The organism is Pontibacter sp. LHS1 (assembly GCF_058932855.1).
The window spans coordinates 12,626-37,965 of sequence record NZ_JBZYWF010000016.1; the positions used below are offsets into that span (position 1 = coordinate 12,626).

At 50.3% G+C, this 25,340-nt stretch carries 21 protein-coding genes; 16 read left to right on the forward strand and 5 right to left on the reverse strand.

Going from position 1 to position 25,340, the window contains the following annotated elements; all coding sequences use genetic code 11:
• The first annotated feature begins 185 nt into the window (after positions 1-185).
• The 4 genes from AC5FXQ_RS19995 (at position 186) to AC5FXQ_RS20010 (ending at position 3,973) form a co-directional block, all read left to right on the forward strand.
• On the forward strand, positions 186-872 hold the full coding sequence (locus AC5FXQ_RS19995; protein ID WP_493604183.1) for a GNAT family N-acetyltransferase: 687 nt from the start codon (positions 186-188) through the stop codon (positions 870-872).
• A gap of 21 nt (positions 873-893) precedes the next feature.
• Entirely contained in the window at positions 894-1,343 is a 450-nt protein-coding gene (locus AC5FXQ_RS20000) for a GNAT family N-acetyltransferase (RefSeq protein WP_493604184.1), read from the forward strand.
• Between the two features lie 123 nt (positions 1,344-1,466).
• Positions 1,467-1,910 (forward strand): YybH family protein, encoded by a 444-nt coding sequence (locus AC5FXQ_RS20005; RefSeq protein WP_493604185.1) that lies wholly within the window; start codon positions 1,467-1,469, stop codon positions 1,908-1,910.
• A 731-nt stretch (positions 1,911-2,641) separates the two neighbouring features.
• Positions 2,642-3,973: a multicopper oxidase family protein gene (locus AC5FXQ_RS20010; RefSeq protein ID WP_493604186.1), complete on the forward strand. Its 1,332-nt coding sequence runs from the start codon at positions 2,642-2,644 to the stop codon at positions 3,971-3,973.
• A 1-nt stretch (position 3,974) separates the two neighbouring features.
• On the opposite strand, the gene AC5FXQ_RS20015 is transcribed toward AC5FXQ_RS20010, so the two are convergent.
• Both AC5FXQ_RS20015 and AC5FXQ_RS20020 read right to left on the reverse strand, forming a co-directional pair.
• Entirely contained in the window at positions 3,975-4,166 is a 192-nt protein-coding gene (locus AC5FXQ_RS20015) for a hypothetical protein (RefSeq protein ID WP_493604187.1), read from the reverse strand.
• 39 nt (positions 4,167-4,205) lie between these two features.
• Complete coding sequence (locus AC5FXQ_RS20020) at positions 4,206-4,847, reverse strand: hypothetical protein (protein WP_493604188.1); 642 nt, start codon at positions 4,845-4,847, stop codon at positions 4,206-4,208.
• 410 nt (positions 4,848-5,257) lie between these two features.
• Between AC5FXQ_RS20020 and AC5FXQ_RS20025 the strand changes: the two genes are divergently transcribed.
• Together AC5FXQ_RS20025 and AC5FXQ_RS20030 are read left to right on the forward strand one after the other, a co-directional pair.
• The gene (locus AC5FXQ_RS20025) at positions 5,258-5,563 is read left to right on the forward strand and encodes a hypothetical protein (protein ID WP_493604189.1); all 306 of its coding nucleotides are present in this window, start codon (positions 5,258-5,260) and stop codon (positions 5,561-5,563) included.
• An 82-nt stretch (positions 5,564-5,645) separates the two neighbouring features.
• Positions 5,646-6,296, forward strand: coding sequence for a helix-turn-helix domain-containing protein (locus tag AC5FXQ_RS20030; protein ID WP_493604190.1), 651 nt, complete (start codon positions 5,646-5,648; stop codon positions 6,294-6,296).
• Positions 6,297-7,255: 959 nt separating this feature from the next.
• Here AC5FXQ_RS20030 and AC5FXQ_RS20035 read toward each other — a convergent pair.
• The 3 genes from AC5FXQ_RS20035 to AC5FXQ_RS20045 all read right to left on the reverse strand — a co-directional run bounded on the left by AC5FXQ_RS20035 (position 7,256) and on the right by AC5FXQ_RS20045 (position 11,195).
• Positions 7,256-8,404 (reverse strand): hypothetical protein, encoded by a 1,149-nt coding sequence (locus tag AC5FXQ_RS20035; RefSeq protein ID WP_493604191.1) that lies wholly within the window; start codon positions 8,402-8,404, stop codon positions 7,256-7,258.
• A 262-nt stretch (positions 8,405-8,666) separates the two neighbouring features.
• Complete coding sequence (locus tag AC5FXQ_RS20040; protein ID WP_493604192.1) at positions 8,667-10,088, reverse strand: aspartyl protease family protein; 1,422 nt, start codon at positions 10,086-10,088, stop codon at positions 8,667-8,669.
• A 597-nt stretch (positions 10,089-10,685) separates the two neighbouring features.
• Complete coding sequence (locus AC5FXQ_RS20045) at positions 10,686-11,195, reverse strand: DJ-1/PfpI family protein (protein WP_493604193.1); 510 nt, start codon at positions 11,193-11,195, stop codon at positions 10,686-10,688.
• Positions 11,196-11,591: 396 nt separating this feature from the next.
• Between AC5FXQ_RS20045 and AC5FXQ_RS20050 the strand changes: the two genes are divergently transcribed.
• The 10 genes from AC5FXQ_RS20050 (at position 11,592) to AC5FXQ_RS20095 (ending at position 25,300) form a co-directional block, all read left to right on the forward strand.
• Positions 11,592-12,029: a hypothetical protein gene (locus AC5FXQ_RS20050; protein ID WP_493604194.1), complete on the forward strand. Its 438-nt coding sequence runs from the start codon at positions 11,592-11,594 to the stop codon at positions 12,027-12,029.
• A gap of 86 nt (positions 12,030-12,115) precedes the next feature.
• On the forward strand, positions 12,116-12,475 hold the full coding sequence (locus AC5FXQ_RS20055) for an SH3 domain-containing protein (protein WP_493604195.1): 360 nt from the start codon (positions 12,116-12,118) through the stop codon (positions 12,473-12,475).
• Between the two features lie 155 nt (positions 12,476-12,630).
• Positions 12,631-13,500, forward strand: coding sequence for an NAD(P)/FAD-dependent oxidoreductase (locus AC5FXQ_RS20060; RefSeq protein ID WP_493604196.1), 870 nt, complete (start codon positions 12,631-12,633; stop codon positions 13,498-13,500).
• Positions 13,501-13,589: 89 nt separating this feature from the next.
• Positions 13,590-13,754 carry a DUF1572 family protein gene (locus AC5FXQ_RS20065; RefSeq protein ID WP_493604242.1) on the forward strand — a complete coding sequence of 55 codons (165 nt, stop codon included), beginning with the start codon at positions 13,590-13,592 and terminating at the stop codon, positions 13,752-13,754.
• A gap of 1,050 nt (positions 13,755-14,804) precedes the next feature.
• Positions 14,805-15,983 carry a TolC family protein gene (locus AC5FXQ_RS20070; protein ID WP_493604197.1) on the forward strand — a complete coding sequence of 393 codons (1,179 nt, stop codon included), beginning with the start codon at positions 14,805-14,807 and terminating at the stop codon, positions 15,981-15,983.
• Positions 15,980-17,629: an efflux RND transporter periplasmic adaptor subunit gene (locus tag AC5FXQ_RS20075; RefSeq protein ID WP_493604198.1), complete on the forward strand. Its 1,650-nt coding sequence runs from the start codon at positions 15,980-15,982 to the stop codon at positions 17,627-17,629. The genes AC5FXQ_RS20070 and AC5FXQ_RS20075 overlap by 4 nt, the downstream gene beginning before the upstream one ends.
• A gap of 24 nt (positions 17,630-17,653) precedes the next feature.
• The gene (locus AC5FXQ_RS20080) at positions 17,654-18,664 is read left to right on the forward strand and encodes a DUF8832 domain-containing protein (protein WP_493604199.1); all 1,011 of its coding nucleotides are present in this window, start codon (positions 17,654-17,656) and stop codon (positions 18,662-18,664) included.
• A gap of 66 nt (positions 18,665-18,730) precedes the next feature.
• Positions 18,731-21,895: an efflux RND transporter permease subunit gene (locus AC5FXQ_RS20085; protein ID WP_493604200.1), complete on the forward strand. Its 3,165-nt coding sequence runs from the start codon at positions 18,731-18,733 to the stop codon at positions 21,893-21,895.
• 253 nt (positions 21,896-22,148) lie between these two features.
• Positions 22,149-24,485: a TonB-dependent receptor gene (locus tag AC5FXQ_RS20090; RefSeq protein WP_493604201.1), complete on the forward strand. Its 2,337-nt coding sequence runs from the start codon at positions 22,149-22,151 to the stop codon at positions 24,483-24,485.
• A 20-nt stretch (positions 24,486-24,505) separates the two neighbouring features.
• Complete coding sequence (locus AC5FXQ_RS20095) at positions 24,506-25,300, forward strand: DUF4249 domain-containing protein (protein ID WP_493604202.1); 795 nt, start codon at positions 24,506-24,508, stop codon at positions 25,298-25,300.
• The last annotated feature ends 40 nt before the right edge of the window (positions 25,301-25,340 follow it).

Here is a 25,340-nt window from a genome sequence, read left to right on the forward strand (position 1 = left end):
GGATAGGATGCCAGGTTCTTCTTGGAAGGGCACGTTCAATCGCTGCTAACTCCAGCTGTAGCAGGATGAAATTTCGCTCTATAACCGGATGCAATCGCTTTGTGGAGTGTATAGCCCCCCAACCTTTTGCTGTTTTATTGTGATTGGGTGGGCAACTTTTTGAATAAACAGTTAATTCTCAAGTTATGTTGTACGCATTTAAAAGTAAAGAACAGCTCCACTTGCTTGCCCCGCTAGAGGGCCTGGAGATCCTAGAAAATGAGCAGCCTGCTTTTATGGCAGCCATCGGGCAAATTTCCCTGGAGGAAGCCTCGCGCAGGTTTACACATGACAACAAAGCCTATGTTGCCTACCTGCATGGCATACCGGTAGCTTTTGGGTGGATGGCAACGGGGAGAGCCCATATTGGGGAACTGGACCATTCTTTTATTCTGCCTATCGGGCATCGCTACCTCTGGAATTTCAGGACAATGCCAGCTTTCCAGGGATTAGGCATCTACGTGCGCTTGCTTCAGCATATCCTGGCAGATGAGGGACAACGTGCGGACTGCTTCTGGATCATGCATGCGCCAGAGAATATTGCCTCTGGAAAGGGTATCAAGAGAGCAGGATTCCAGTTGGTGGGTAATGTAAGTGTTGCCAGCGACAACAGGGTTGTTTTTCAGGCTGAGCCGGCAAGTGCACCAAGGTATGACGTGCATGAAGTTTTTGGGTTTGAAGGCTCTTTTGAACCACAGGCTACCTGCTGGAATTGTAGCAGTCCATTCCTGAAGAAAAGAAAGGAGACTTGCTGTTGTACAGCGCAGGGAGGACATTGTAACGGTTCATTATTCAGGCGGTCACGCGCGGAGAGCATGGCATATAGTTACTAATATTCAAAATGATTTTATAAAATGGAGGTAATTATAAGAAAAATGGCTAAAGCGGATACGGATGCCGTTTTAGCATTAATGAAGGATTTAGCGATATACCACAATCAACTGGAATTTGTAAAAATAGACCGACAAGGATTTGTGGATAATGCCTTCTGCCAAGAACCTGCCTTTGAAATTTTTGTTGCCGAAGTGGAAGGGCAACTGGTGGGCTATGTTTCCTACACAAGGAATTTTTCTATTTGGGCCGGAAATGCCTTCATTAGCATAGACGATGTCTTTGTTAAACCTGACTTTAGAAGTCTGGGAGTAGGGAAGAAGCTCATGACCCGCATGAAGCAGGAGGCGGAGCTAGGCGGTGCAAGTCACGTTAAGTGGGAAGTGGAGGAAGACAACCACAAAGCCATCCGCTTCTACCAAGAACTAGGGGCATCCCTCCGTATAAAGGGCGTTGTTACATGGCGGAATTGACGGTTAATAGCCTAGATTTCTGTGGTTGGTCCCATTGCGATAGCGGATAAAAACGCTACCGGATACCTCTTAGAGTTTTGTCTAAATTTAAAGAATTCAATCATCCTTGTCATGCTGAAGAAAATGGTTTTTATATTTTTATACCTGTTTGTGTGTGCGGCTGCCATGGCATCCGGCGGAAAAGGCGGCTTTAAAACGGAGCAGGAGCTCAATGCATACATAAAAGGTTATGTAGACGCTACCAACTCGCATGATTTTGCCAATGTACAAGCACTACTGTTGCCGGATGCCGTGTTTTGGTTTAACAAAAGTGAGAGTCACGGCATCAACGCCATTCAATCATATTTTGAAGCTGCCTGGCGGTATCTGCCGGATGAAGTGTATGGGATCGAAAACCTAGAGTGGCTGTCGGTTGACAAGAACAGTGCAACCTGCATTTATGAATATACATACCAGGGTACTCATGAAGGCAAACCCGTGAATGGCAGGGGGCGAGGCACCAGTATCCTGGTTAAACGGGAGGGCAGATGGCGTCTCGCCCACGAACACCTAAGCGTACCACAGTAAGCTTAGGTTGTGGAAGGAGGGCAAGTTAGCAGTTCCCGGTGCTGCACGGCTGCAGCACACCTTCAACAGGAAGGGCGCAGGTGATTGTCAATCATCTGCGCCCTTCATTTTTACCAGCGTCGGGATGATGTATGTATTGCGATTTACTGAGCTTGTTAGATGAACATGGCCGGATAATACTGTGGTAAATCCAGTTGGAGCTGTATAGGCAACTGTTGAAGCATCTTAAGCTTGAACTTTTGCGAAATTTACGCTTTACTTCCATCACTGAATTCTAGTGCCTGCTATCCTTTATTAACTGCACGAATCAGATGAGCAATGTGATCTCATAACAACCTGCCAACTATTTCAGGAAAAGCAGAGAGAAAGAATCGGCCTATGGCTGGTGTTACACACAATAGTTTTATTTTAAGATAATATTGGTTTTACAAAATATGTAAAACTTCCCCTTTCTAGTATAAAGCACAGCCTGCGCAGCGCCTCTATCTTTGTATTGTTCATTCATTCATTTAAAAAGAAGAAATTATGGAAACAAAGAACGGTATATGCAACTGCAACCAATCCAACTGCTCCTGCAACGTGTGTAACTGCGGAAACAGCTGCCCGGAGAGCGGCTGCACATGCGGATGCTCCTGCTGTAACTAAGCCATTTAAGGGGGGCATGGCTCCCCTTCGTTCCCTACTTGCTGATAAAGACCTCAATACAAGAATCACCAAACAAAATAAAACACATGGAAAATAAACAGACAGGCAACATCGTAACCTACGAATTGACAGCCGGAATTTTTGAGTGGGAGCTAGCTCCCGGTAAAACAGTGGAAGCCTGGGGTTTCAATAACCAGGTGCCTGGTCCTACCATAAAAGCTCAGAAAGGCGATACGGTGGTGATTAAAGTAAAGAACAACCTGCAGGAGCCCACGATCATTCATTGGCATGGATTAAGACTACCGGCTTCAATGGATGGCACAGGCGAAGTGCAAAAGCCCATTGAGCCGGGCGAGGAGTTTGAATACCGCTTCATGGTGCCAGATGCCGGTACTTTCTGGTATCACTCCCATTTTAATGAAACGGTGCAGATGGAGCGCGGCATGTATGGCGCGCTGTTGGTGGAGGATGAGACCGATCCAGTGACAGACGGAGAAAAAGTGTTCATGATCGATGACATGAAGCTGACTGATGACTATGATTTCAAACAACCCGGTTGGTACCTGCCCCGCGTGATTGAAAGACACGATGGGCGTGAAGGAGACACGTTGTTGATCAACGGGAAAGAAAACCCGCTGATACACATCCACGCCGGCCAAATAGAGCGCTGGCGCTTTATCAATTCCTCCAGTGCCCGCTACTTTGTGCTGCATTTAAGCGGTAAGCCGTTCAGCATCATCGGTACGGATGGCGGACTGCTGGAAAGGCCAAGAGAAGTGACAGAGGTCCTGATCGTACCGGGCGAGCGCATGGATATTGCAGTCGGGCCTTTCACGGAAGGAGATACCTTCCTGATCGAATCACTGCCATACGACAGGAAGACTTTTATCAAATCAAAACGGAAGAAGTTTGCCACCGTGGTTGTGGGAGAGCAAAAGCCCTCTGTGGCATACATTCCGGATGTGTTGCGGAAGATAGAGCCGCTGGCTCCGCAGGATGCGCCGGTCACAAGAAAGGTGAGCTTGTCTGTTATACCGAACCTGAAGAATGGCGTTAATTTCTATGTTAACGGGGAAGAGCACACAGAGGATGAACCGGTGAAGGTAGGCGAGTTGCAGGTATGGGAAGTTCGCAATGCCAGTCTGATGGATCACCCGTTCCACCTGCACGGCTTCTTCTTTCAGGTAATTGAAGAAAACGGTAAAGCCCCAGAATATCTTGCCTGGAAGGACACCTACAACCTAGGACCAAGGGCAACCATCAAAATAGCCTGGATGCCTGACAACCGCCCAGGCAGGTGGATGTATCATTGCCACATCCTGGAGCATCATGAGGCTGGTATGATGGCCAATTTTGAAGTGATCGACGGAACACAGCCCTATGTAGCACCAAGGGATCCCGGCATGCGCTGTCATTAATTTAAAACGCGACGTGAAGCGGCGCCAGCAGTTCCTTCAGGTGTAAGGGACGCATGCTTCCGGCTATAGCTGGGAGGGGCGGCTTATAGTAAAATGAATGCGAGAGATGGGGAGGGGCGACAGGTAACTGCTCCCGGCGCTGCCAGTCGGCAGCAAAACGCTTCCTGAAAGGGCGCAGGTGATGGGGTATCATCTGCGCCCTTCTTCTTTACCCGTGTGTACAGGCGATAACCTAGTGCACTATACCCAGTAATTGTAGCTGCCTTTGCCAAAAGGGGGTGAGCTTGTTAATATGCATATCCGAAAACAGGCCTTCTGCCAGTACCTTATCCTGTTGCACGACCCGGTACTGTAAAGGGAAAACGATTTTCCCTGTTACTTTAACATATTCATGTTCGTCAGCAAATCTAAGGTACTCCCCGGAAGCCGGATGTGGTGAGGAGGACGTAACAATTTCTCCTTTCTTGTTCACAAACAGGTCGATCGCCATCTGCGGATGCTCCCGGCTTGATGCTCTGATGATGTCTAGCTGGCTGTTATGGTACGTGTAGGGCTTCACGTACGCAAAAGCAGCCTCAGGGGAAGTCAGCAGGTATAAAAAGTTGAAGAACCTAGACCGTAACAGCCCTTCGTAGGTTGCACGCTGCTCCGTGTTATCGTTTATTCCTCCTGGTTTGTAAAATGTAGTGGCCTGGGTCGTTGTATCTCCGGCACCAATGTCGAGTCTTACGACCAGGGGCTTCTTCAAGTGCACGTACCACAGCTGTCGGGTCTGCACTGTGTCCCCATTCTCCTGATAGGCTTTCCTGGAAAGGGTGTAGGTGACATACTCCATTTTATCTAGGTTTTTCTTGCCTCCGAATGCTTTCAACATCTTAGAAAGGACAGCATCTGAGCCATTATGGCCTTCTTGTGTGGAGGTTAACGATTGGCCTAGAGAAGGGGGGACGATCATCGTGCAAGAAAGCAAAAAAATGGGCAGCAAATGATTTAGCATGATGTTTTTAGCTTCAGTTTCTAAAGAATGTGGGGTGGCACTGTGGCAAGAAGATTATTGGCTTTCCAGCTTAAACTTGAAGGGGGGCTTCAAGTTCCTATCGCATCTGCCGCCTCCTCACAAGAGCCAAATATATTTATTCGCCTGCGTAAAATGTAGCGTTTTTAATATTTTCATTTGACAGGTTGTTTCCAGCGAAGGCCCGTTGCTTTGTTAGGGCCACTCTTCATCTGATTCACAGGAAAGGATGTCACAGTTTTTGCCTTTGACTATCACAATGTTGTCGTATGCAAGTAACTGAAGTAAAGGTGGTTGTGGGTTTGTCAAAGTATGTAAAACTTCCCCTTTCTAGTATAAAGCACAGCCTGCGCAGCGCCTCTATCTTTGTATTGTTCATTCATTCATTTAAAAAGAAGAAATTATGGAAACAAAGAACGGTATATGTAACTGCAACCAATCCAACTGCTCCTGCAACGTGTGTAACTGCGGAAACAGCTGCCCGGAGAGCGGCTGCACATGCGGATGCTCCTGCTGTAACTAAGCCATTTAAGGGGGGCATGGCTCCCCGGCTTCGTTTTTTGGACGATCACTAAAAAATATAAGTATTTTACGTATAAATGTAATTACTTGTATAAAATATTATTATTTTGTCATATCTTCTTACTTATTAAAATTATGGCTATGACAAATGAGTTATTGATCAAAGGGATGGTCTGCAACCGTTGCGTGACTGTACTGCACAAGAGTCTGGAGGAGGCAGGCCTAGCGGTGAAAGAAGTTTCGCTCGGCAGGGTAGTGTTGGAGGATGTGCCACGTACGGAGGAGCTTCGAAAGGTGGACGAAGTGCTGACAGACCTCGGCTTTGCTTTGCTAGTGGACCGGCAAGCGGCGCTCGTCGGCCAGATCAAAGAGATTATCCATGAGACAGTAGACAACTATGTTCAGGGAAATGAAAGCAGATTTCGGCTCTCAAAGCTACTGGCCGAACGGCTCCACTGCAACTACAGCTCCCTGAGCGAGATTTTTGTAAAGGTAGAGGGTAGCACCATTGAGCAGTATGTCATCCAAAGGAGGCTGTGCCGGGTGATCGAGCTGCTGGAGCAGACAGACTACACCTTCACTGAGATTGCCTACCGGACAGGGTTTAGCAGCGTGTTCCACTTTTCCAAACAGTTCAAGGACCTGACCGGCCGCTCACCCTCTCAGCACAGGGAAGAGAAAAGTGCAAAACTACCTCAGGGGTATCCATTGGAGAAAAGTACGGTACCTGTGAGTCAAGGAGAAAATGCAGTGGCTCATAAAGCGGAGCCCTCAGCCTTGTTATAAACCCGACTTATCCCAATAACCCGCTCTAGCAGTAGTACTAAATTGCTTTCTTTTTACTGGTTTTACTGGTGATTGCAGGGCTTGTGCTATAGGCTAGTCTGAGGGAGAAGCTCGCTCCTTCAAGAGAGCGAGCTTTCCTTCGCGTAACCGAAACAGACTTTATTAGGATCTCCGGAATAAAGTTTCCTGTTGATTTGCTTACAGTTTAGAGGCGCGCTTGTGTGTGAAGGAAAATGCACAGGCTGGCAGTTAAAAAATATTGGGACAGCTATCAGTCCAGGTCAGGAAGTTGCTTCCTGGTGCTATGGCCTGGTAAATAGGACAGATGCATCGTATAAGGTGCCGGAAATGATCGTACAGGCTTGACATTAGCTGGCCTCTGCCCATGCAGGTAATTGTTCGGATTCCGTGCCATGATGGCTTACCTACGCTGAAAAACACAGTGCGTCAAACAGGTTAACTTGCTATCTCTTCACGCCTTGTCCTGCCTACTACTGATGATTTAATCTTTCTGTTTATCCTGAGGTACAGATCTCCCGCTTAGCAAGCGGTGGTCAACTGTGCCTCAACAGCAAAGTGCGGCGGAGTTACTAGCACGCCCGGCTACACAACTTCTAATATTTCAGCAGCGCCAGCACTGATGTTGAAGCTCAGCGACACCAGTTCGTACCCCAGCGGTGTTCTTTTTCCTATTCGGTGGCTTTTTTCCTGGTAAGGCGTTTCCTTATGTGAAGGTATTATGAGAAAGGTGTCGTCGTGGGTCGGGTTCCGCTTTTGCAGGTAGGCAAGCAGTCACGCCTTGAAGTGGTTCCAAGGTATAAGGCTCATCAGGTAAAGAGCAAGTGAACGCACAGGCTAAGGAATTGAAATAACACGGCTTGCCGCCAGCCGAGTGACACAAACCATAGGTCGTTTTTTCACCAAGAGTGGCGTTCACTGCTTTGGGAGGGGGCAAAAGTCTAGCTTCCATTCGCTGTACCACGTTGTACAGGGTACAGTTTTCTATAAAATTTGATCATACCCCCGTTTCGCTTGACCGTTTTGCTGAAGTGTTTAAGAAACTTTGAATAATGGTTTTTTCTACTGAACTCCCAGTCTTGCATCGCGACGTAGAGGCACACGGCCAGCACATGAATCCCGCCATCCTGCTTGGCCCAGTAATCGGCAACATCCCTGCCCATGCCAAATTGCTTGTTTATATGGTTTTCCAAAGCCTGTACGGCACCTTCTTCAAACAGCGCCGAGTAGGAGTTGTACCCGCTGCTCGTGTTTCTTTTCTGGAAGGCCTCAGCCCAGAGTCTGTCTTGCTCGAGCTCTTTTAGAAGCTGCGGCAATTTCCCATATTTAGGATGAAAGGGGGGATGCATCATTTCATGGACTGCGTTTCGAAACACAGTAGCAAATGGCCAGTGTATGTCCGTTAGAAATTTGGTGCCGATAATCTTGATGCCGTGCGGCTGTGAGAAAAAGAGCATGGACACGGTTATCGTGTCTGATTCCAACGGGTATCCCAAGTGCTCCTCAAGGGTAGGTATGATGTTATATTTTGGAAGTTCCAGCTTTATTTCAGCCATTTTGTTTTCTACTTTATCAGCATATTTTGCGCGATAGTAACGCTCAAAGTCCACCGCAATAAAATAGTCAAAGATAACTAACAGGTCCGGGCGTAAGCGCTCGAACGTCTCCCAGTTCTTTTCGGAATAGTACCTGCTCGCTTTGAAGGCTTTCTGAAGCTGCTCAGGGGATTGTGTAACCGCTCTGAGTTCAGTGAGTGTATTGGCACTGGTGGCAGAATAGACCAGGCATAAATAAGCCGACACAATTCCTTTATTCTCGTCCTTTACCTGTCTCTTTACATTTTGTAGCGAAGCCTGTACTTCCGGGGTGAGACGGAAGGCCTGCGTGATTTCCTGGTACTCCGCTTCGTAGTATTTCAGGTAATAGGGATCCCCTGTCAGGGTGTTTAAGAGGCAGAGGAAGTCATACTTGAAGGAAGCTTGCAAGTCCCAATGGGTTTGATCATGAAAGGTTTGTTTTTGCTTTTTCTGGGCGAGTGTTCCGCATGTCACCAGCAGAAGACCGGATAATAGGAAAACGAATCTTTTCATAGTGTAGAATTCATTATAAAGAAGTGCTTAAGCTATCAGACTGGAACCTGCGCAAGTTCATACTTTTATTCAGAAGCATGACAGGAGGTGCCGACAGAGATGCCTGCTACGACAGCTAGCATAAGCAATTGGAGAATTACATGTTTGATTGCTGCTGTATTTATCAGTTGGCTTACACGCTCTTGCCTGGGAGACTGTCCTGCTGACAAAAAATAGCGAGAAACGGCATCACGGGAGATTATTGCCAGCCAGCCTCCTCATCTCACTCAAAGGAAACATAGGCCCCTTCAAAGGATATGGTCATTGTCTCAAACTGCCGAATAAAATCCTGGCCGATGTTTCCGAAATAAATATCTCCGTTCGTTGAAATGGGCTCCAGGCTCACAAAAACCTTTTCTAGTCGAATTGGCTTGCCGCTGAGGTAAAAGGTAAGCTCTGGCATTTCATACCCCTGTAAGGTCAAACTGCCACCTGTTCCCTCCGCTTGAAGCTCCTGCGAAGCTCCATTTGCATCTACCGTTGCTTTATACCTTTTATAAAAGTTATTGCTGAGTTTCGTTCTGCCTCCTCCCGTATCGAAGGTATAGGGTAACTCTTCTCCATTGAACGTTAAATAGATCACTGGTTTCAAGCCATCAATGATCATGTTGGGCTTTATGTTTTCCTTAGGTTTTGCTTTATTGATTGTGAGCTTGGTTTGACCCGTAAAGGTCAGGCTTCCAAAATTGCTGATAATGGGGAAACCAATGATGCCATTGATCTTGTAAACACCGCCTCCAAAAGTTAAAGCACTATCAGGGAAGACCAAGAACACGGCATTATTAACAGCAATGCCCCCAATCCGCAATCGTTCCGCCACTGCTAGTTTTACAGGCGTTGCCAGACCGGTGATCCCACTTTTAATAAAGATGGTCGAGTCACTGACGAATTGAAACCCCTGTTTTCGGGCGTAACTCTCACATAGGACGGACAGGCCGGCACCCGAATCGAACACCATGTCGTGCACTTCTCCTCCGATCTGCACCGGGATGTTCGGCAGACCTGCTTTGTCCTTCTTTAACTGGATATCCCGATCGTGCACATTCTCCACCTGTTGTGGGGGCACATCGGAGAGTAACCTCCAAATCTTCAACGCCTCTCCTTCATCCTCAAATCCCTCTGTCGTATAAAACGCTCTGAAAGAAGATCGCAGCAGGGCTCCTGTCCGGACAGCCTTTTTGTAATTAAATAGCTTCACCTCATTGTCAAACTGTGTTTTGAGGGCAACATAGGACAAGGTATCATCGCTTTTTAGTTTGGATTGAGCGATGCGGAGAGGTTTGAGCAGCTGGTTTGATTTCGTAGCCTTACCATAGGCATTGAGGATCGTTGCCTCAAAGACCTTCTTCGTTTTTTTGTCAAGTTGCCTGTTGTCCTGGATCCGGTTTGAAAGCGTAGAAAAATCTTTCCTGCGGTACAGCTCATATAGCTCATTCACTTGGCCAAACGAATGGCTTGTTGAGATAAACAAGAGGAAGACCAATAAGCCTTTTTTCATTGAAACATTGAGTAGCATATAAATAAAGAATATGATTATCTTATATAATGGAGCCCATGCTCTGGTCAGGAATAGCTCCGGGAGTAGCACTTTGGTGTAGGGGCTTACCGATACAATCAGCATCAGGCGCTCCCCTTCTGGCAGCACCCTATCCTCGCTATAGGCTTACTGTTTCTGTTCGCTTCCTATGTTGCCCCGTCCATTCCTGACTTCCAAAAGAAGCCCCACTTTGAAAGCATCCAAAATCCACCCAGTTGGGTATAATCTTTGACAGCTTTGTCATGTAAGATACCGCTCCGTGATGCAGGCACAAATTTACATCCTCCGCTGCCCCGCGCTTTATATAATCGATGCTTTGTCTTATATATTTAAGTTAAGCGTCTTATTTATTAATAAGAGAAGACGGGGCAGGCCATCGTCACAAAACAGCCCGCTAAGGAGCGGAGCAGTTACCTGCCTGATGCAGCGAATGCGGCCAGACGCAATGGCATAGGTGCTTATTTTCCAGGCTGTAGACGAATCCTTTGCTAACCCATGGCGGCTTCATCTCGCATTCTTTCACGGAGTTTCTTCCTTGATCAGATTTCCTCGAACAGGTGCACCGGGCGGTATTCCATTCCGAGCCGCTTTGCGTGTAGTGGCAAATAATACGGACAGCGTGAACGATCAGATTACCAGGCGATCTGTTGAAGGGTAGTAAAATTGACCATAGGACCGAGCGTCCTGCAAGGAAGTAACTCACATTTATACAGACACCTGCCTTTGTCCGATAGGTAATACAGAGGCGATTACCTCGTCTTTTATCTGATGATCATAAAGTTTCTCAATAGCCCAGCCAATTAAGTCTATAGCAGCTAAGCATTCGGCTGCCGTTCCTATATTTCCTTGTATCACCAGATGTTTATCTTCAAGAACATCCACACCGTAGTTTCTTAGGGCTTCAAATGCACCGGGATGGGTTGTCGCGGAAAGCCCTTTTAAGTAACCTAGCGCCGCAATCAGCAAAGCCCCCGAGCACATAGCACAGACTACTTGTCTGCCGGGGTCAAGCCTAAAACGGGATAGGTAGGTTTCATCATGTAACAAATCCATAACCCCAGGTCCACTACCAAAGAAAACAAGGTCAGCATCATAACAAGCTTCAATCTGACCATGTGTAGCCAGGGTTAATCCAGACATAGACTGATGCGTACTTGCTGTTCCAATAATTTTAACCTGAAATCCTTTCTCGCTATACTTGACTCGATTCAACAAATCTCAAGCAAATAAAACGTCCAGATCCGTGAACCTATCGAAAGCTACTATTACTGCTTTTTTCATGTGTGACTTGCTGATGCTATTTTATTAAAAATCATAGGGGGAAGGTGTGAAACGGGGGCTTTGTTTATTATTAAAATACGTCCTGCTGGAAGGCTTCGCGAACATTTCAAAACAGGTGCTCGGCATAGCGGCACGTTAGCTAAGCAGGCACTTGCTGTTGCGGTGCTTTCTGGGAGCGGCTGATTCTACACCCGGAAGGCGTTGCACTAACCTTGGCAGAAAAAGTAGACATTATGCTCTTGGAAGACAAAATATATTAGTGGCGGTTTCAACTCAAAATTTTGACTTCATATATTAGCCTCCGCAAACGATTTAGGGATGGCATATCATATGATGCGCAACCAATACAACGACAGCCAGCACTTTCTCCAGAAGGCCAGGCCCCAAAAGGAAAGTCCTTTAACTCCTGTTTTTACAGATCAGCTGCTATCTCTGTTTTTATGCTTTTATGACTTCATGTTAACTATCAAGCTGGTCCAGTTGAAGCGATTCCTGTTTCTGCTACTCTTTGCGGCAGCTATCAGGATACTAATGAATCTCAGAGTATTTATTAATAGACTGACACCAGTGCGCAACATGTTCTGGTGCTGCTTTATTACTGCGCTCACAGGTTTATATCCTGATCTATTCTTTGGAGCTGGACAGCGGAGGGGCTGGAACAGCGCGGTGCTGCTCGATAAGGGGAAACCTTTCTCGGGGCAGCGCCTTGCCTGCGAAAACTCCCGGGGATGGACTAACCTGGCGCTGTTTCCTGCCTCCTCTAGGTAGCAGCAGGGAATGAGCGGGGGACTTTTTATAGTTCCTTGGAAATTGGTGCTTTTAGTAAAAATTAAACTTCCAATAGATCGTAAAATATGGTAAAGAAGCATAGGCACAAAGCTAAAGTTATCCAAGTATATGTCTCTCCCTACAAGGATCCTATTGTTTTAGAAGCGGGGGATGAGGTGAGGTTAAGAGCCGACGTGCAAGATGAAAAATGGGAAGGTTGGATTTGGGCGGAAAATGAAAAAAATAAAGGTTGGGTCCCCGTCCAGCTCCTTGACATGTCTTCTGACAGAACGTCCGGTAAGGTTCTAGCGGCTTACTCGGCAAAAGAGCTGAATGTGATACCGGGAGATGTGGTAGAGAAAATAAATGCTTTAAATGGCTGGACGTGGTCTAAAATGATCGAAACGGGGGAGGAAGGATGGCTACCTGATGAAGTAATAGAGTAGCATCATCAGCAGGCACCAGCACCTAGTAGCAGGTTGATCCGCACGGGTCAATAAAGAGACTCAAATAATCAGTATTGGCGTTATGAACGCTACCGACAGCACGTTCAAAAACAACCAGATGGCAAACAAAAAGGACTTTGACGTCATTATCGTAGGTGGAAGCTACGCAGGACTCTCCGCCGCGATGGCTTTGGCGCGCGCTCAGGCACGTATTAATTATTGACAGCGGCCAACCTTGTAATAAACAAGCACCCTATTCACACAATTTCTTAACCCAGGATGGCGCCACGCCACAAGCAATCGCTGACCAGGGGAAAGCGCAAGTGGCGAGATACGAGACTGTTGTTTTTAAGGACGGAGTTGCAGTCAGAGGACAGAAGGTTAATAACCTTTTTTCAATAGGGCTGAAAACAGGCGAAACCTTTCATGCTGCAAAGGTTCTGTTCGCAACAGGGATAAGCGATTTGCTGCCTGACCTAGAGGGGTTATCTGATTGCTGGGGCATCTCCGTTCTGCATTGCCCTTATTGTCACGGCTATGAAGTAAAAAATACAGCAATTGGGCTGCTTGGGAATGGTGATGTTGGCTTTGAGCTTTCAAAGCTGATCAGTAATTGGACAAAGGATCTAACCTTGTTTACTAATGGAGCATCCCATTTGACAGGCGAACAGACAAACCGGATGAAGGCGCATCATATTCGCATCCTTGAAAAGGAGATAAGCCACCTTGCTCACAAGAATGGTTATTTGGAGCGGGTTGTATTCAAGGATGGCACGATAGAGCGCGTTAACGCGCTTTTCACAAGGGGAAGCTTCAAACAGCAATGTGAGATTCCGGAGGATTTAGGCTGCGAATTGACAGCGCAGGGCCATCTTAAAGTGGATGACTATCAACGAACAAACGTACCAGGAGTTTATGCAGCAGGTGATAACACATCGCTGTTTAGAGCAGTGTCTGCTGCGATTGCCGCTGGAAATAAGGCCGGTGCATGGATCAATAAAGAGCTTATAGATGAGTCGTTCTGACAGAGCAAAACGATTGCTGGCAGTGGCCTGAGCCGCTGCTTCGCGGCCGTGCTTAACTGGTGGCCTGTTGGTAAAGCGGATGGCAGTGCCTGCTGGAAGCCGTCAGACAGCTGAAGGTAGAGGAGCTGGAGCGTATCGTGAACATCCGCCATGAGGGCCATACGGTGACAGAGGCTCTGAACCGCCAGCTGGCGCACTACCCTTACCATATCGGGCAGATCGTCTACATTGCCAAGTTGGCTCAAGATAATTAATGGAAAAGCATGTCGATTCCCCGCAATATGTCTGCTGCCTACAATGAAAAGAAGTTTAAGGAGGAGAAAGGTCGGCGTCATTTCACGGATGGTCTCTGAGCCGGAAGTTAACCGATAGCATCATTCCGAAGCGATGCTGCTGTTGAGTCCGAGTGTAGGGATAGGACTTGGATGCCGTTTGTGCACCCGGATGACATCCATGCCGGGTAAACTTCCCTTAGCAGCCAGGACGCGACAGGCAGCTGCTCTTACGCGCAACCTGGCCTCCAGTGTTGAAATATTTGAATAGGATCGGGCGACCCACTCAGCATTGCAATATGGGATAGCTCTTTTCAGCCCCTCCTTGGAAGGTACTCCCAAGGAGGGGCTGCCATTTTTTGACAAGGTACCGCAGGGGCGTGTTCTAATAGCTGCAAGCAAGCCTAGTCCGGCAGCGCCCAGTACCTGCCGCCTCCAGGACAGGGTTGCTTCACGGCCATTATAAGAGAGGCCATCTATTTAAAGTAAAGTTACGATCAGCATTCACCACACCACCCTTCATTTTTTAGCAGGGCTCCCTGCTACTGGCGTAGCGAGTACAGGTCATTACTGGGAGGCGAAAGAAGGCATTGGGATTCCTTCCTGTCTTATCGGGGCAGCGGGTGCCATTATCATTTTCAAATACGTCTGTTGCTACGCAAATTCAGACTGAAGCACAGCTGGCAATAGGATCTGAATGGTGACTCCTTACAGCCTGCTCTCTCGGCTTCAGATCTTATTTTTTGAAATAAAGGGAGCGGGGCAAAACTGCTGCGAATCCTGTAAGCAGCTCCCGTACGTTAGCCTCCTGCTGCGTCTAGCTTCATCGGGTACAGGATTTATGTAAGTTTCTCCCGCTATTCTATAAAGCACCCCCCTTGCCGCCCCTCTAATTTTGTAGCGTCATCAGATAAGAGCCGGCTGCTCCTCCAGGTGAGGTGGTCGCCAGGTGAGTCGGAGCCTGCTCCGCTTACCTCTTTCGGGCTTTGTCTATCATGTACAAGTTTCTTTATAAACCTTGATTTTTTTGCTATGATCCGACTTTACCTGCTTTTGGTCTTATGGTTTGCCTTTTCGGGTAAAACACGTGGCCAACAGTTCTTGACCGCCGACGAGGCGGTGGAGAGGGCGCTTTCGCTGAGCGGTCGTGCGGCTGCAGCCCAGCAACGGGTAGCCAAGCAGCAGGCCTTGCTTCCGGCTGCCGTGAACCTTGCAGCCCCGGAACTCACCATCGTACAGGAGGGGAGGACACTGTCTCCTGATGGCATCGCACAGTCCTTTGCCTTCCCTACAGTTTATGTCAAACAATACCAGGTTCAAAAGCAGCAGACCGTTGTGGCTGAGCGGGAGAGACAGCAGACTGTCCAGGAGATAGCCTACGAGATCAGGGTACTCTATTTGAACCTGCAGTATGCGGAAAGCCTGCAGGCCCAACGCTATCAGATAGACTCGCTTTATGCTGCAATCGCGCAGGTGGCTGCGAGGCAGTTTGACGCCGGACAGATTAACTTCCTGCAAAAGAGTGCGGCGCTCATGCATTCCCAGGAGGCCCATGCACACTACCTGCAAAGTGCCCGTTCCTGCGCTTCGCTCAACAGGCAGCTCCAGTTGCGGACAGGCCATGATACGCCCATTCGCCCTAGCCGGCTTGAGCCGTTAGCGTCTGTTCAGATGGAATCGGATAGCATCGGCCTGCAGTGCAACCCCCAACTGCATTTACTACAGGAGCAGGTGCTGTTAGAGCAGCAGCAGGGCAGTCTGGCGCGTCACAGAACCCTGCCAAACCTTCGGTTGGAGTACATCCCCAGCATGAGGGGAGAAACAGGGGATGTTGCCAGGCTGAAAGTGGGACTTAGCCTTCCCCTTTGGCAGTGGCAGTACAGGGCAAAAAGCAAGGCCGCAAGAGCCGCAGCGGAGGCAGCTGAAAGCGAACGGCGCGGGTATCAGCAGGAGCTCACTGTGCAGCTTACAGGCGCTCGGCAGGCGCTTCAGGCAAACCGGGAGGCGATGGTGAACCTGCGGGAGTCTGAGCGCACGACGCTGCAGATGATAGATGCCGCTACCAGAATGCTGGAGGCTGGAGAACTGGACTATGTCAACTTCCTGCGCTCCATCAACGATGCCTATAGGATTCGGGGGAGGTATCTGCAAGTGATCAAGGATTACAATCAAGCCATGTTAGACTATCATTTTATAACCGGAGAACTATGAAAAGAATCATCATGCTTTTGTTTTGGGTGCCTGTGCTTGCCTTTGGGCATGGAGGGGAGGACCACGGACAATCCAAGCAGGCGACGGCAGCCGCTTCCTATTTCGCAGCTGAGGCATCCTCTGGCAGATATGAATTACTGCTGAAGCATGGACCGATCGTACCCGCAGAGGAGGCGACGCTTTTGTTGTATATCAGCGATTATGACTCCAATGCGCCGATGGATAGTACGGAGCTGACAGTGAGGGTCGCCGGGCACCCTGACATCCCCCTAGAGGTGACAAACCAAGAGCCGGGGATATACCAGCTGAAAACGGTTTTCCCGGAGAGAGGGGACTACAACCTGATCGTGTCTCTGAACGGCAAGGCGGGTCCTGACCTGCTGCAGGTAAGCGGGGTAAAAGTGGGGGCAAGCCTACCAGGCGCAATCCTGGAAGCCTCTGAGCAAGCGCCTCATGTAGCCTCGTGGCTCTTTGGAGTAGGGGGGCTTGTGGCAGGTGCGTTTTTTACCTTTCTGCTGCGCAGGAGGCGTCATCCGGGCCTGACCGGTATGGTGCTGGTGCTGGCGTGTTTCTTTCCGGCTACTTCTTTCCATGCGGTACAAGCCCATGAGGGGCATGCCCCGCAGGCAAGGACCATGGCGGCGGCTGGTTCCTTTCACGTGGAGAAGGAAACGCAGTTTCTCTATAACATCTTAACACAGCGCGTAACCGCTGGCGCCTTTCAGGAGACGGTGCCGCTGTTTGGGACGGTTGTGGGGGCCCCTGATGGTATGGCCGTCATACAGTCACCACAAACCGGCAGCCTCTTGCAAGTGGGCGTTCGGCCTGGGGATCGGGTGCGAAAGGGACAGGTCGTCGCCCAGGTGGAGCAGCGGATTGCTGCGGAAGACCAGATGGCACTCGAAGCGGAGCGGAACCTGGTGGAAGCAGAATATGCAGCAGCCAGCATACACCTGGACAGGCTGCTGCGCATCGCTGACATCGTTGCCCAGAAAGAACTGAGTGAGGCGAAAGCCCGGTTTTCGGCTGCGGAAAGGAACAGGCTTCTCCACCAAAGGAACAGCGGCAGTAGCGGCGCAAAGGTCATTTACCTGAAGTCCCCGATTGAGGGGGTGGTCGCTCCGTTCTCCTATGCCGCCGGTGCCATGGTGCGCGCAGGGGAGCCTCTTTTTGAAGTGACCAGCCTGGAGAAGGTGTATGTGGAGGCCCAGCTGCCAGCTCTGGATGAGCAAAGGTTTCAGCAGGCGACGACGTACCTGATCGATCACCCGGCAGGCAAGGATACCCCCTTCCGATTAAGGCTGCTGAGTGCCGCCCAGACGGTGCACTCAGAAAATCAATCCCGTCGTCTTGTCTTTGAGGTGTTAAACCCTGACAACCAGCTTAAACTGGGTGAGAACCTGGTGCTGCATGCGGTATTGCCCGCTGCTTCCAACCGGATAAGCGTGCCGCGGGAGGCCATCACACAGGTAGGGGGCAGGGAAGCCGTCTTTGTCAAGGATCATGCTGAGTTCGTGCGGCTATGTCCAATCCTGAAAGGGCCGGAGAACGGGAAAGAGGCCGTCATCCTGAAAGGGCTGGCAGCAGGAGAGAGGCTGATCGTTTCCAATGTCTATCAAGTCAAAACCATTTACCTAAACCAATAAATAAATTATAAAAACAATAAGATTATGAAATCAACATCATTTTTGGCTTCTCTTTTTTTAGCAGGTTTGCTGTTTGCCTGCGACACGGCCGGCTCACATGACCATGCAGGCGCACATCATACCGAAGTACAGGCTGCCGAGGGGGGGCACCAGCACGCGTACCGTTGCAGCATGAATTGTGAGAAAGGAAAGACCTACGATCAACCCGGGAAATGCCCGGTTTGCGGTATGGCCCTGGTACATGACGATGGGGGGATGGACAATGGGCTCACCTATCAGATGCGCTACCGAAGCAAGCCGCTCCAGTTAGAGGCGGGCAAGGAAGCGACTATGTTCTTCACGCCGAAGGTCACAGGGGATGCCACCGAGATCGTACCCTTGGATGCCGTGCATGAAAAGAAGGTACACCTGATTGTCGTGAGCGAGGACCTGTCCTATTTTGAGCACATCCACCCGGAGTACCAGGCATCCGGTTCCTATGATATCAAGGTGCTGGCCAAGGGGCAGCCTTACTCGGCCGGGCCCGGTGCCGCCGAAACCTATTTCCAGCATGGGGGCAATTATGTCATGTTTGCGGATTACCAGCCTTCTGGCGGTGCCCACCAGGTGGAAAAAATAGCGATAAGCGTGAATGGCCCGGAGAAACCAGCTGTCACGTTTGACCAGGAGCAGTTAACAGCAAGCTCGGAGAACTATACCGTGGCGCTGCAAATTTCAGGCGGTCAGCTGGTGGCTGGTAACCCGGCCCACATTGCGGGTGCCCTGCTACAGGATGGACATCCTGTCGACCCGAACACGCTGGAGAATTATTTGGGGGCCAAGGCGCACATGGTGGTGATCAGTCTGAAGGACAAAGAATACCTGCACGTGCACCCGGATGTCATCAACAGTCAATTTGATTTGAACACCACGTTCAAGGAACCCGGAATCTACAGGGGCTGGCTCCAGTTTAAGGCGAAAGGGAAAGTGCATACGGTTGACTTCACGCTGGATGTGGCAGAAGCCACGCTTGCCAAGGGGCATACCGCACATTAATACGCAAGCGGCTACGGGTAGGTATGCTACCTGTGGCCGCTTGCCCTTCCCTGTAAATTTTATAACATGTTAAATCGGCTCATACAGTTTTCAATACAAAACAGGCTGCTCGTCGTAGCCTTGTCGGCGCTGTTGATGGTATATGGTACTTTGACGTTGCTCAACCTGCCGGTGGATGTACTGCCCGATCTGAACAGGCCCAGGGTGACCGTCTTTTTAGAGGCAAACGGACTGGCGCCCGAGGAGGTGGAGACGCAGTTGAACCTGCCGGTTGAGACAGCACTCAATGGTGCCCCGGGCGTGGAGGTGGTGCGTTCAGTAGCCTCCGCCGGCTTGGGAATGGTGTTCGTCGAGTTCGATTGGGATACGGATGTCTACCAGGCAAGGCAGCTGACTTCGGAAAGACTGCAGACAGTCGAACTACCGGAAGGCATCACACCACAGCTAGGCCCGATCAGCTCTGTGATGGGGCAGATCATGATGGTGGCCCTTACCTCGGATTCCCTGCCTCCGTCAGAGTTACGGACGCTGGCAGACTTTACGCTCCGGCGCCGGCTCATGAGTGTGAAGGGCGTATCCCAAGTCATCCCGATTGGCGGGGAACAGCAGCAGTACCAGGTGCTGGTATCGGCTGATAAGCTTCGGCTGCACAACATACCTGTTTCGGTCGTGGAGGATGCCCTGCGGCAAAGCAACCTGAATACCACGGGCGGTTTCATCGATTACCAGGGATCGGAAGTGCTGATCAATACAGTAGGAAGGGTCAGTAACTTGGCAGATTTACGGAACATCGTGCTGTTGGAAGCCAAAGGCAAGCCCGTGCTGCTGCATCAGGTAGCGGAGGTGCGGCTCGGGCCAGCACTAAAAAGAGGGGAGGGGTCCTTTAACGGACAGCCAGCGGTGATCCTCAGCATTGAGAAGCAGCCTGCTGCCAATACGCTTACCCTTACGGAGGATATACTCCGTGCCCTTGACGAATTAGAAAAGGGCTTACCCGATCAGGTCCAACTCCATACGGATGTATTTCAGCAGAAAACCTTTATCAGTGCGGCTATCCATAATGTGGAAGAGGCCTTGCGGGACGGCTTTATCCTGGTGGTGGTCATCCTGTTTCTGTTCCTGCTGAACTACAGGACTACGGTGATCACCCTGACGGCCATTCCCTTGTCTTTGATCATCACAGCGATCACGTTCAAAGCGTTCGGCATTTCTATCAACACCCTGACGTTGGGAGGACTTGCCATTGCCATTGGGGAGCTGGTGGATGATGCCGTGGTGGATGTAGAGAATGTGTACCGAAGGTTGAAGGAAAATTGGGCGCTGCCAAGTCCACGACCTTTGCCCCAGGTGATTTTTGAGGCAAGCAGTGAGGTGCGCAACTCGATCGTGTACGCCACCATCATTGTCGTGCTCGTTTTCCTGCCTTTGTTTTACCTGCAGGGCATGGAAGGTAGGATATTTACCCCCCTGGGTATTGCCTATATTACCTCGATTGTAGCCTCTTTGCTTGTCTCATTGACGTTGACGCCTGCGCTGTGTAGTTACCTGCTTTCCAGGAAGGAAGCTTTGCAGCATGTGCGCCTCCGGTTCTGGAAAAAGTCTGCTGCCGGGGAAATGGAAACAGCGGATAGTGTACTGGTGCGGTTTCTGAAGCGCCAGGAAGTGAAACTATTGAACTGGGGGCTTGCCCGCACAAAGCTGGTCCTCATGCTGGCGGGCCTGCTGGTAGTGGGGGCTATCGCAGTCGTTCCTATCTTTGGGACAGAGTTTTTGCCGCCGTTCAATGAAGGAAGCTATACGATCAACATCCTGGCACCGGCGGGCACTTCGCTGGAGGAATCAGATAAGATCGGCCGAATTGCAGAAAAGCAGCTGTTAAAGGTACCTGAAGTGCGGCTGACTTCCCGCCGTACGGGCAGGGCTGAACTGGATGAGCACGCGGAGCCACCAAGCTATTCTGAGATTGATGTAGCCCTGCATGAAGGCGGAAGAGACCGGGATGCTGTTCTGGCGGACATTCGGAAGAGATTGGCGGTGCTGCGAGGTGTCAGCATCAACATCGGGCAGCCCATCTCCCATCGCCTGGATCACATGCTTTCAGGAGTCAGAGCGCAGGTAGCCATTAAAATCTTCGGCAATGACCTGACAGCGCTAAGAGCGCAGGCGCAGGACCTGCAAAATATCATCCGTGCAGTGGAGGGAGTGGTGGACGTTCAGGTGGAGAACCAGGTCATGGTGCCCCAGCTGATGATCCGGGTAGACCGGGAGGCTGTCAAAAGGTATGGACTTCAGGCAGGCTCCGTGGCCCGTGATGTACAGACTTTTTATAATGGTGAGGTGGTCGGGCAGGTGGTCGACGGGCAGAAGGGTTTTGACATTGTCCTGCGTACAGATAATGAAAGTCGGAAAAGCCTGGAGACAATACGGCGCACCCCGATCGCATTGGGGGATGGTTCCATGATTCCCCTGCAGGAAGTGGCCAGTGTGGAGCTGGAGAACAACATTAATGTGATCAACCACGAGAACACACAGCGCAGAATCCTTGTGTCGGCCAACATACAGGGCCGGGATCTCGGGAGTACGGTAAAGGAGATGCAGGAGAGAGTAAGGCAGGAGCTAAAACTGGACAGTGGCTATTATGTACAATGGGGAGGGCAGTTTGAAAGCCAGCAGGCAGCTACCAGGTGGATCATCCTCCTGAGTCTGCTGTCGGTCACAGGGATACTTTTTGTGTTGTATAGCCACTTCAAGTCATTCCGCATCGCCTTGCAGATCATGCTCAATATCCCGCTGGCATTGATTGGCAGTGTTGTCGCTGTGCTGTTGACTGGGGGTATTTTCTCTGTAGCCACGCTGGTTGGGTTTATCACCCTGACCGGTATTGCCACGCGAAATGGCATCATGATGATTTCCCATTACATCCACCTGGTGGAGCACGAGCAGGAGGTCTTCGGCGACAAGATGATCATCCGGGGCTCACTGGAACGTATGGTCCCGGTGCTGATGACGGCCCTGGTCTCAGCCCTTGCGCTATTGCCTTTAACGCTGGATGCCACTGCGCCTGGCAAGGAAATTCTATATCCGGTGGCCACTGTCATCCTGGGGGGGCTGATCAGCTCTACTGCACTGGATATGCTGGTGACACCAGTCGCATTCAAGCGGTATGGTAAAAAGGCGTTGGAGCAATACTTCCAGCACAGGCAGCAAGCAACCCGTGCTAGCTCCCATTAAGGCAAGCGTCTCTTCATAGACATTTTGATATACCTGGCTCTTTAGGCCGCTCTTGCGATCGGGATAGCGGCTCAAAGCATGGTACGCACAGAGAAGGAATGCTTGCCGCAGCAGCGGTCCCAGAAATTTATAACGTTTAGCCTTAATAATATAAAGCCTACCCTTCGTCGCTGCTCTACCTTTGTCATGTGATTTAGCTGTTTATTCTCTGCTACAAATTTTGATGCTTATTCCATACAGAACAGATAGAACGATGAAAAAGATTGTACTTTTTACTTTAGGGTTATTGCTTTGCCTGGCGGGGTTACCGGCTCAGGCTCAGGAGACGATCACAGTGAGCGGTTATGTAAAGGACCGTGCCTCCGGAGAAATGCTGATTGGCGCCACTGTGAGCGTGAAGGAACTGCCGCGGACAGGCGTAGGCACCAATGGGTACGGTTTCTACTCCCTTACACTGCCGAAGGGTACGTATACCCTGATTTACACCTACCTGGGGTACATGGCCCACACGGAAGAGCTGGTGCTGGAATCCGACAGAAGGGTAGATGTGGGGCTGAAAACAAACACGACCGTCCTGAAAGAGGTGGAGATCACCACGCGCAAGGAAGACCACAACGTGCGCTCGCTGGAGATGAGCACCCTCAAGATGCAGGTGGCTGATATCAAGTCCATGCCCGCCCTGCTGGGCGAGGTGGACGTGGTGAAGGCCGTACAGCTGATGCCGGGGGTGCAGACGGCCGGTGAGGGCACTTCGGGCTTTTACGTACGTGGGGGCGGGGCGGATCAGAACTTGATCCTGCTGGACGAGGCGCCCGTTTACAATGCCTCGCACCTGATGGGCTTCTTCTCAGTATTCAACGCCGATGCCATCAAGGACGTGCAGCTTTATAAAGGTGGCATCCCAGCCCAGCACGGTGGCCGTCTGTCCTCGCTGCTGGACATCCGCATGAAAGAGGGCAACAACCAGCGGCTGGGAGTGTCGGGCGGCATTGGCACCATCTCCAGCCGGCTGACGGTAGAGGCCCCGCTTGTGAAAGACAAAAGCTCCTTTATGCTTTCCGGCCGCCGCACCTACGCCGACGTGTTCTTTGGGCTGAGTGGGGATGAGAACATCAAAGGCAACCAACTCTACTTCTACGACCTCAACGCCAAGGCAAATTACACCCTCAGCAAAAAGAGCCGTTTGTTTGTGTCGGGTTACTTCGGCCGCGACGTTGCCGGCACGAATGACTTCCTGATGAACTGGGGCAATGCAACGGCTACCGTGCGCTGGAACCATCTCTTCTCCGACAGGCTTTTTTCCAACACCACCTTCATCTTCTCCGACTTTGACTACGCACTCGGCTCAAAGGAATCAGAATCCGCCTTCACCTGGAAGTCGCATATCAAGGACTATGGCATCAAGAACGATTATACCTATTTCCTGAACCCGAAGAACCAGCTGCGCTTTGGCCTGCAGGCCACCTACCATCATTTCATGCCGGCAGAGGTGAAGCCCGGAAAAGATTCTTTTGTGAAGGCGCTCAAGCTGAACGCGACCAGTGCCCTGGAAGCAGCAGTTTATGTCAGCAATGAGCATCAACTCACTGATCGGTTGACGGTGGACTACGGCCTGCGCTTCTCCAGTTTTACCAATATGGGGCCCGGCAAGGTATACCGTTACGACGAGGCTTTTGAGACACCGATTGACACGGTGGCGTATGGCCGCTTCGAAAAGATCAAAAGCTACGGCGGACTGGAGCCGCGCATCGCTGCCCGGTATGAGCTGAGCGAGGTAAGCTCCATCAAAGCATCCTACAACCGCACGCTGCAGTACCTGCACCAGGTGTCGAACTCCACTTCATCGCTTCCCTTCGATGTCTGGATACCCAGCAGTACGCATGTAAAACCACAAATAGCCGACCAGGTGGCGGCAGGTTACTTCCGCAACTTCAAGGACAACATGCTAGAGGGCTCCGTGGAGGTGTACTACAAGTGGATGGACAACCAGATCGACTACAAGGACTACGCGGAGATCCTGCTCAACGAGCGCCTGGAAACACAGCTGCTCAGAGGTACAGGCGAAGCGTACGGAGCGGAGTTTTACCTGCGCAAACAAAAGGGCCAGCTGACGGGCTGGATCAGCTATACCTTATCCAAAACGGAGCGCACGGTGCCGGGCATCAACGAAGGCAACCCCTACCCGCTGCGTTATGACCGTCGTCACGCAGGCAACCTGGTGCTCGCTTACCAGTTTAGTCCCAGCATCCATTTCGGAGCCAACTTTACCTACAACACGGGTGGGGCGGTGACCATGCCGGTAGGTCGTTACGAGTACAACGGCAGAACCTACCCGGTGTACTCCGAGCGCAACGGCTACCGCCTGCCGGCCTACCATCGCCTGGACCTGTCGGCCACCTACGAAAAGCCAAAGAACGAGTTCAGAAAGTACAGCAGCTCCTGGACCTTATCCGTGTACAATGCCTACGCCCGTAAGAACGCTTTTGCCATTAATTTCCGCGAAAACGAAGATGACAGAGGTAAAACGGAAGCGGTCAAGCTCTACCTGTTTGGCATCCTGCCATCCCTTACCTATAACTTCAACTTCTAACTTATAAGCAAATAAGCATTATGAAAAAAATCGTATTATACCTGCTCAGTATGCTGGCTTTGACCTTGTACAGCTGCGAAGAAGTGATCGACTATGAACTGAGAACGGCTGATACCAAACTGGTGGTGGAAGGTTTGATAACGGATCAGCCAGGACCCTATAACGTGCGCCTTACCACCACAAAGGGCTACCTGGATGCAGGGAGCACGCCGGGCGTGAACGGCGCATTGGTGATTGTGTCGGACAACAAGGGCGCAGTCGATACGCTGAAACAAGTGAGTGAGGGCCTGTATCAGACAACACAACTGCAGGGCATGCCTGGTAACACATATTACCTGACGGTGAAAGCAAACGGTGCGGAATACACGGCACAAAGTTACATGCCTCCTGTTTCGGCCATCGATTCCCTCACATTTGTCTATAAAGCAAAAGGGCACATGGTAGCGGAAGGATATTACCCATACATTCACTTCCGTGACCCGGCTGGCAAAGGAAATTACTACCGCTGGAATGTTTTTGTAAACGATGTGCTTGATTCGGATGAACTGGCTGTGCAAAGCGATGAGCTCTTTGAGGGAAGCCCGGTCCATGCGAACATGGGGGTCAGTTTACAGGCGGGGGAGGTTTTTAAAGTGGAGCTTTATTCCCTGGATAAGGCTGCCTACGAATTCTGGGTGGCCATCAAGAATCAGCAAAATGCCAGTGGAGGTCCTTTTGAGAGCACCCCTGGTAACGCACCTGGTAATATTAAAGGGGGAGCTATCGGCTTTTTTGGGGCCTCTGCCGTTTCTGTTGCGACAGGTATTAGCAGGTAGTAGTCACACAAGAACTTAAGTGCTTTAAGTTCGCTTTAAG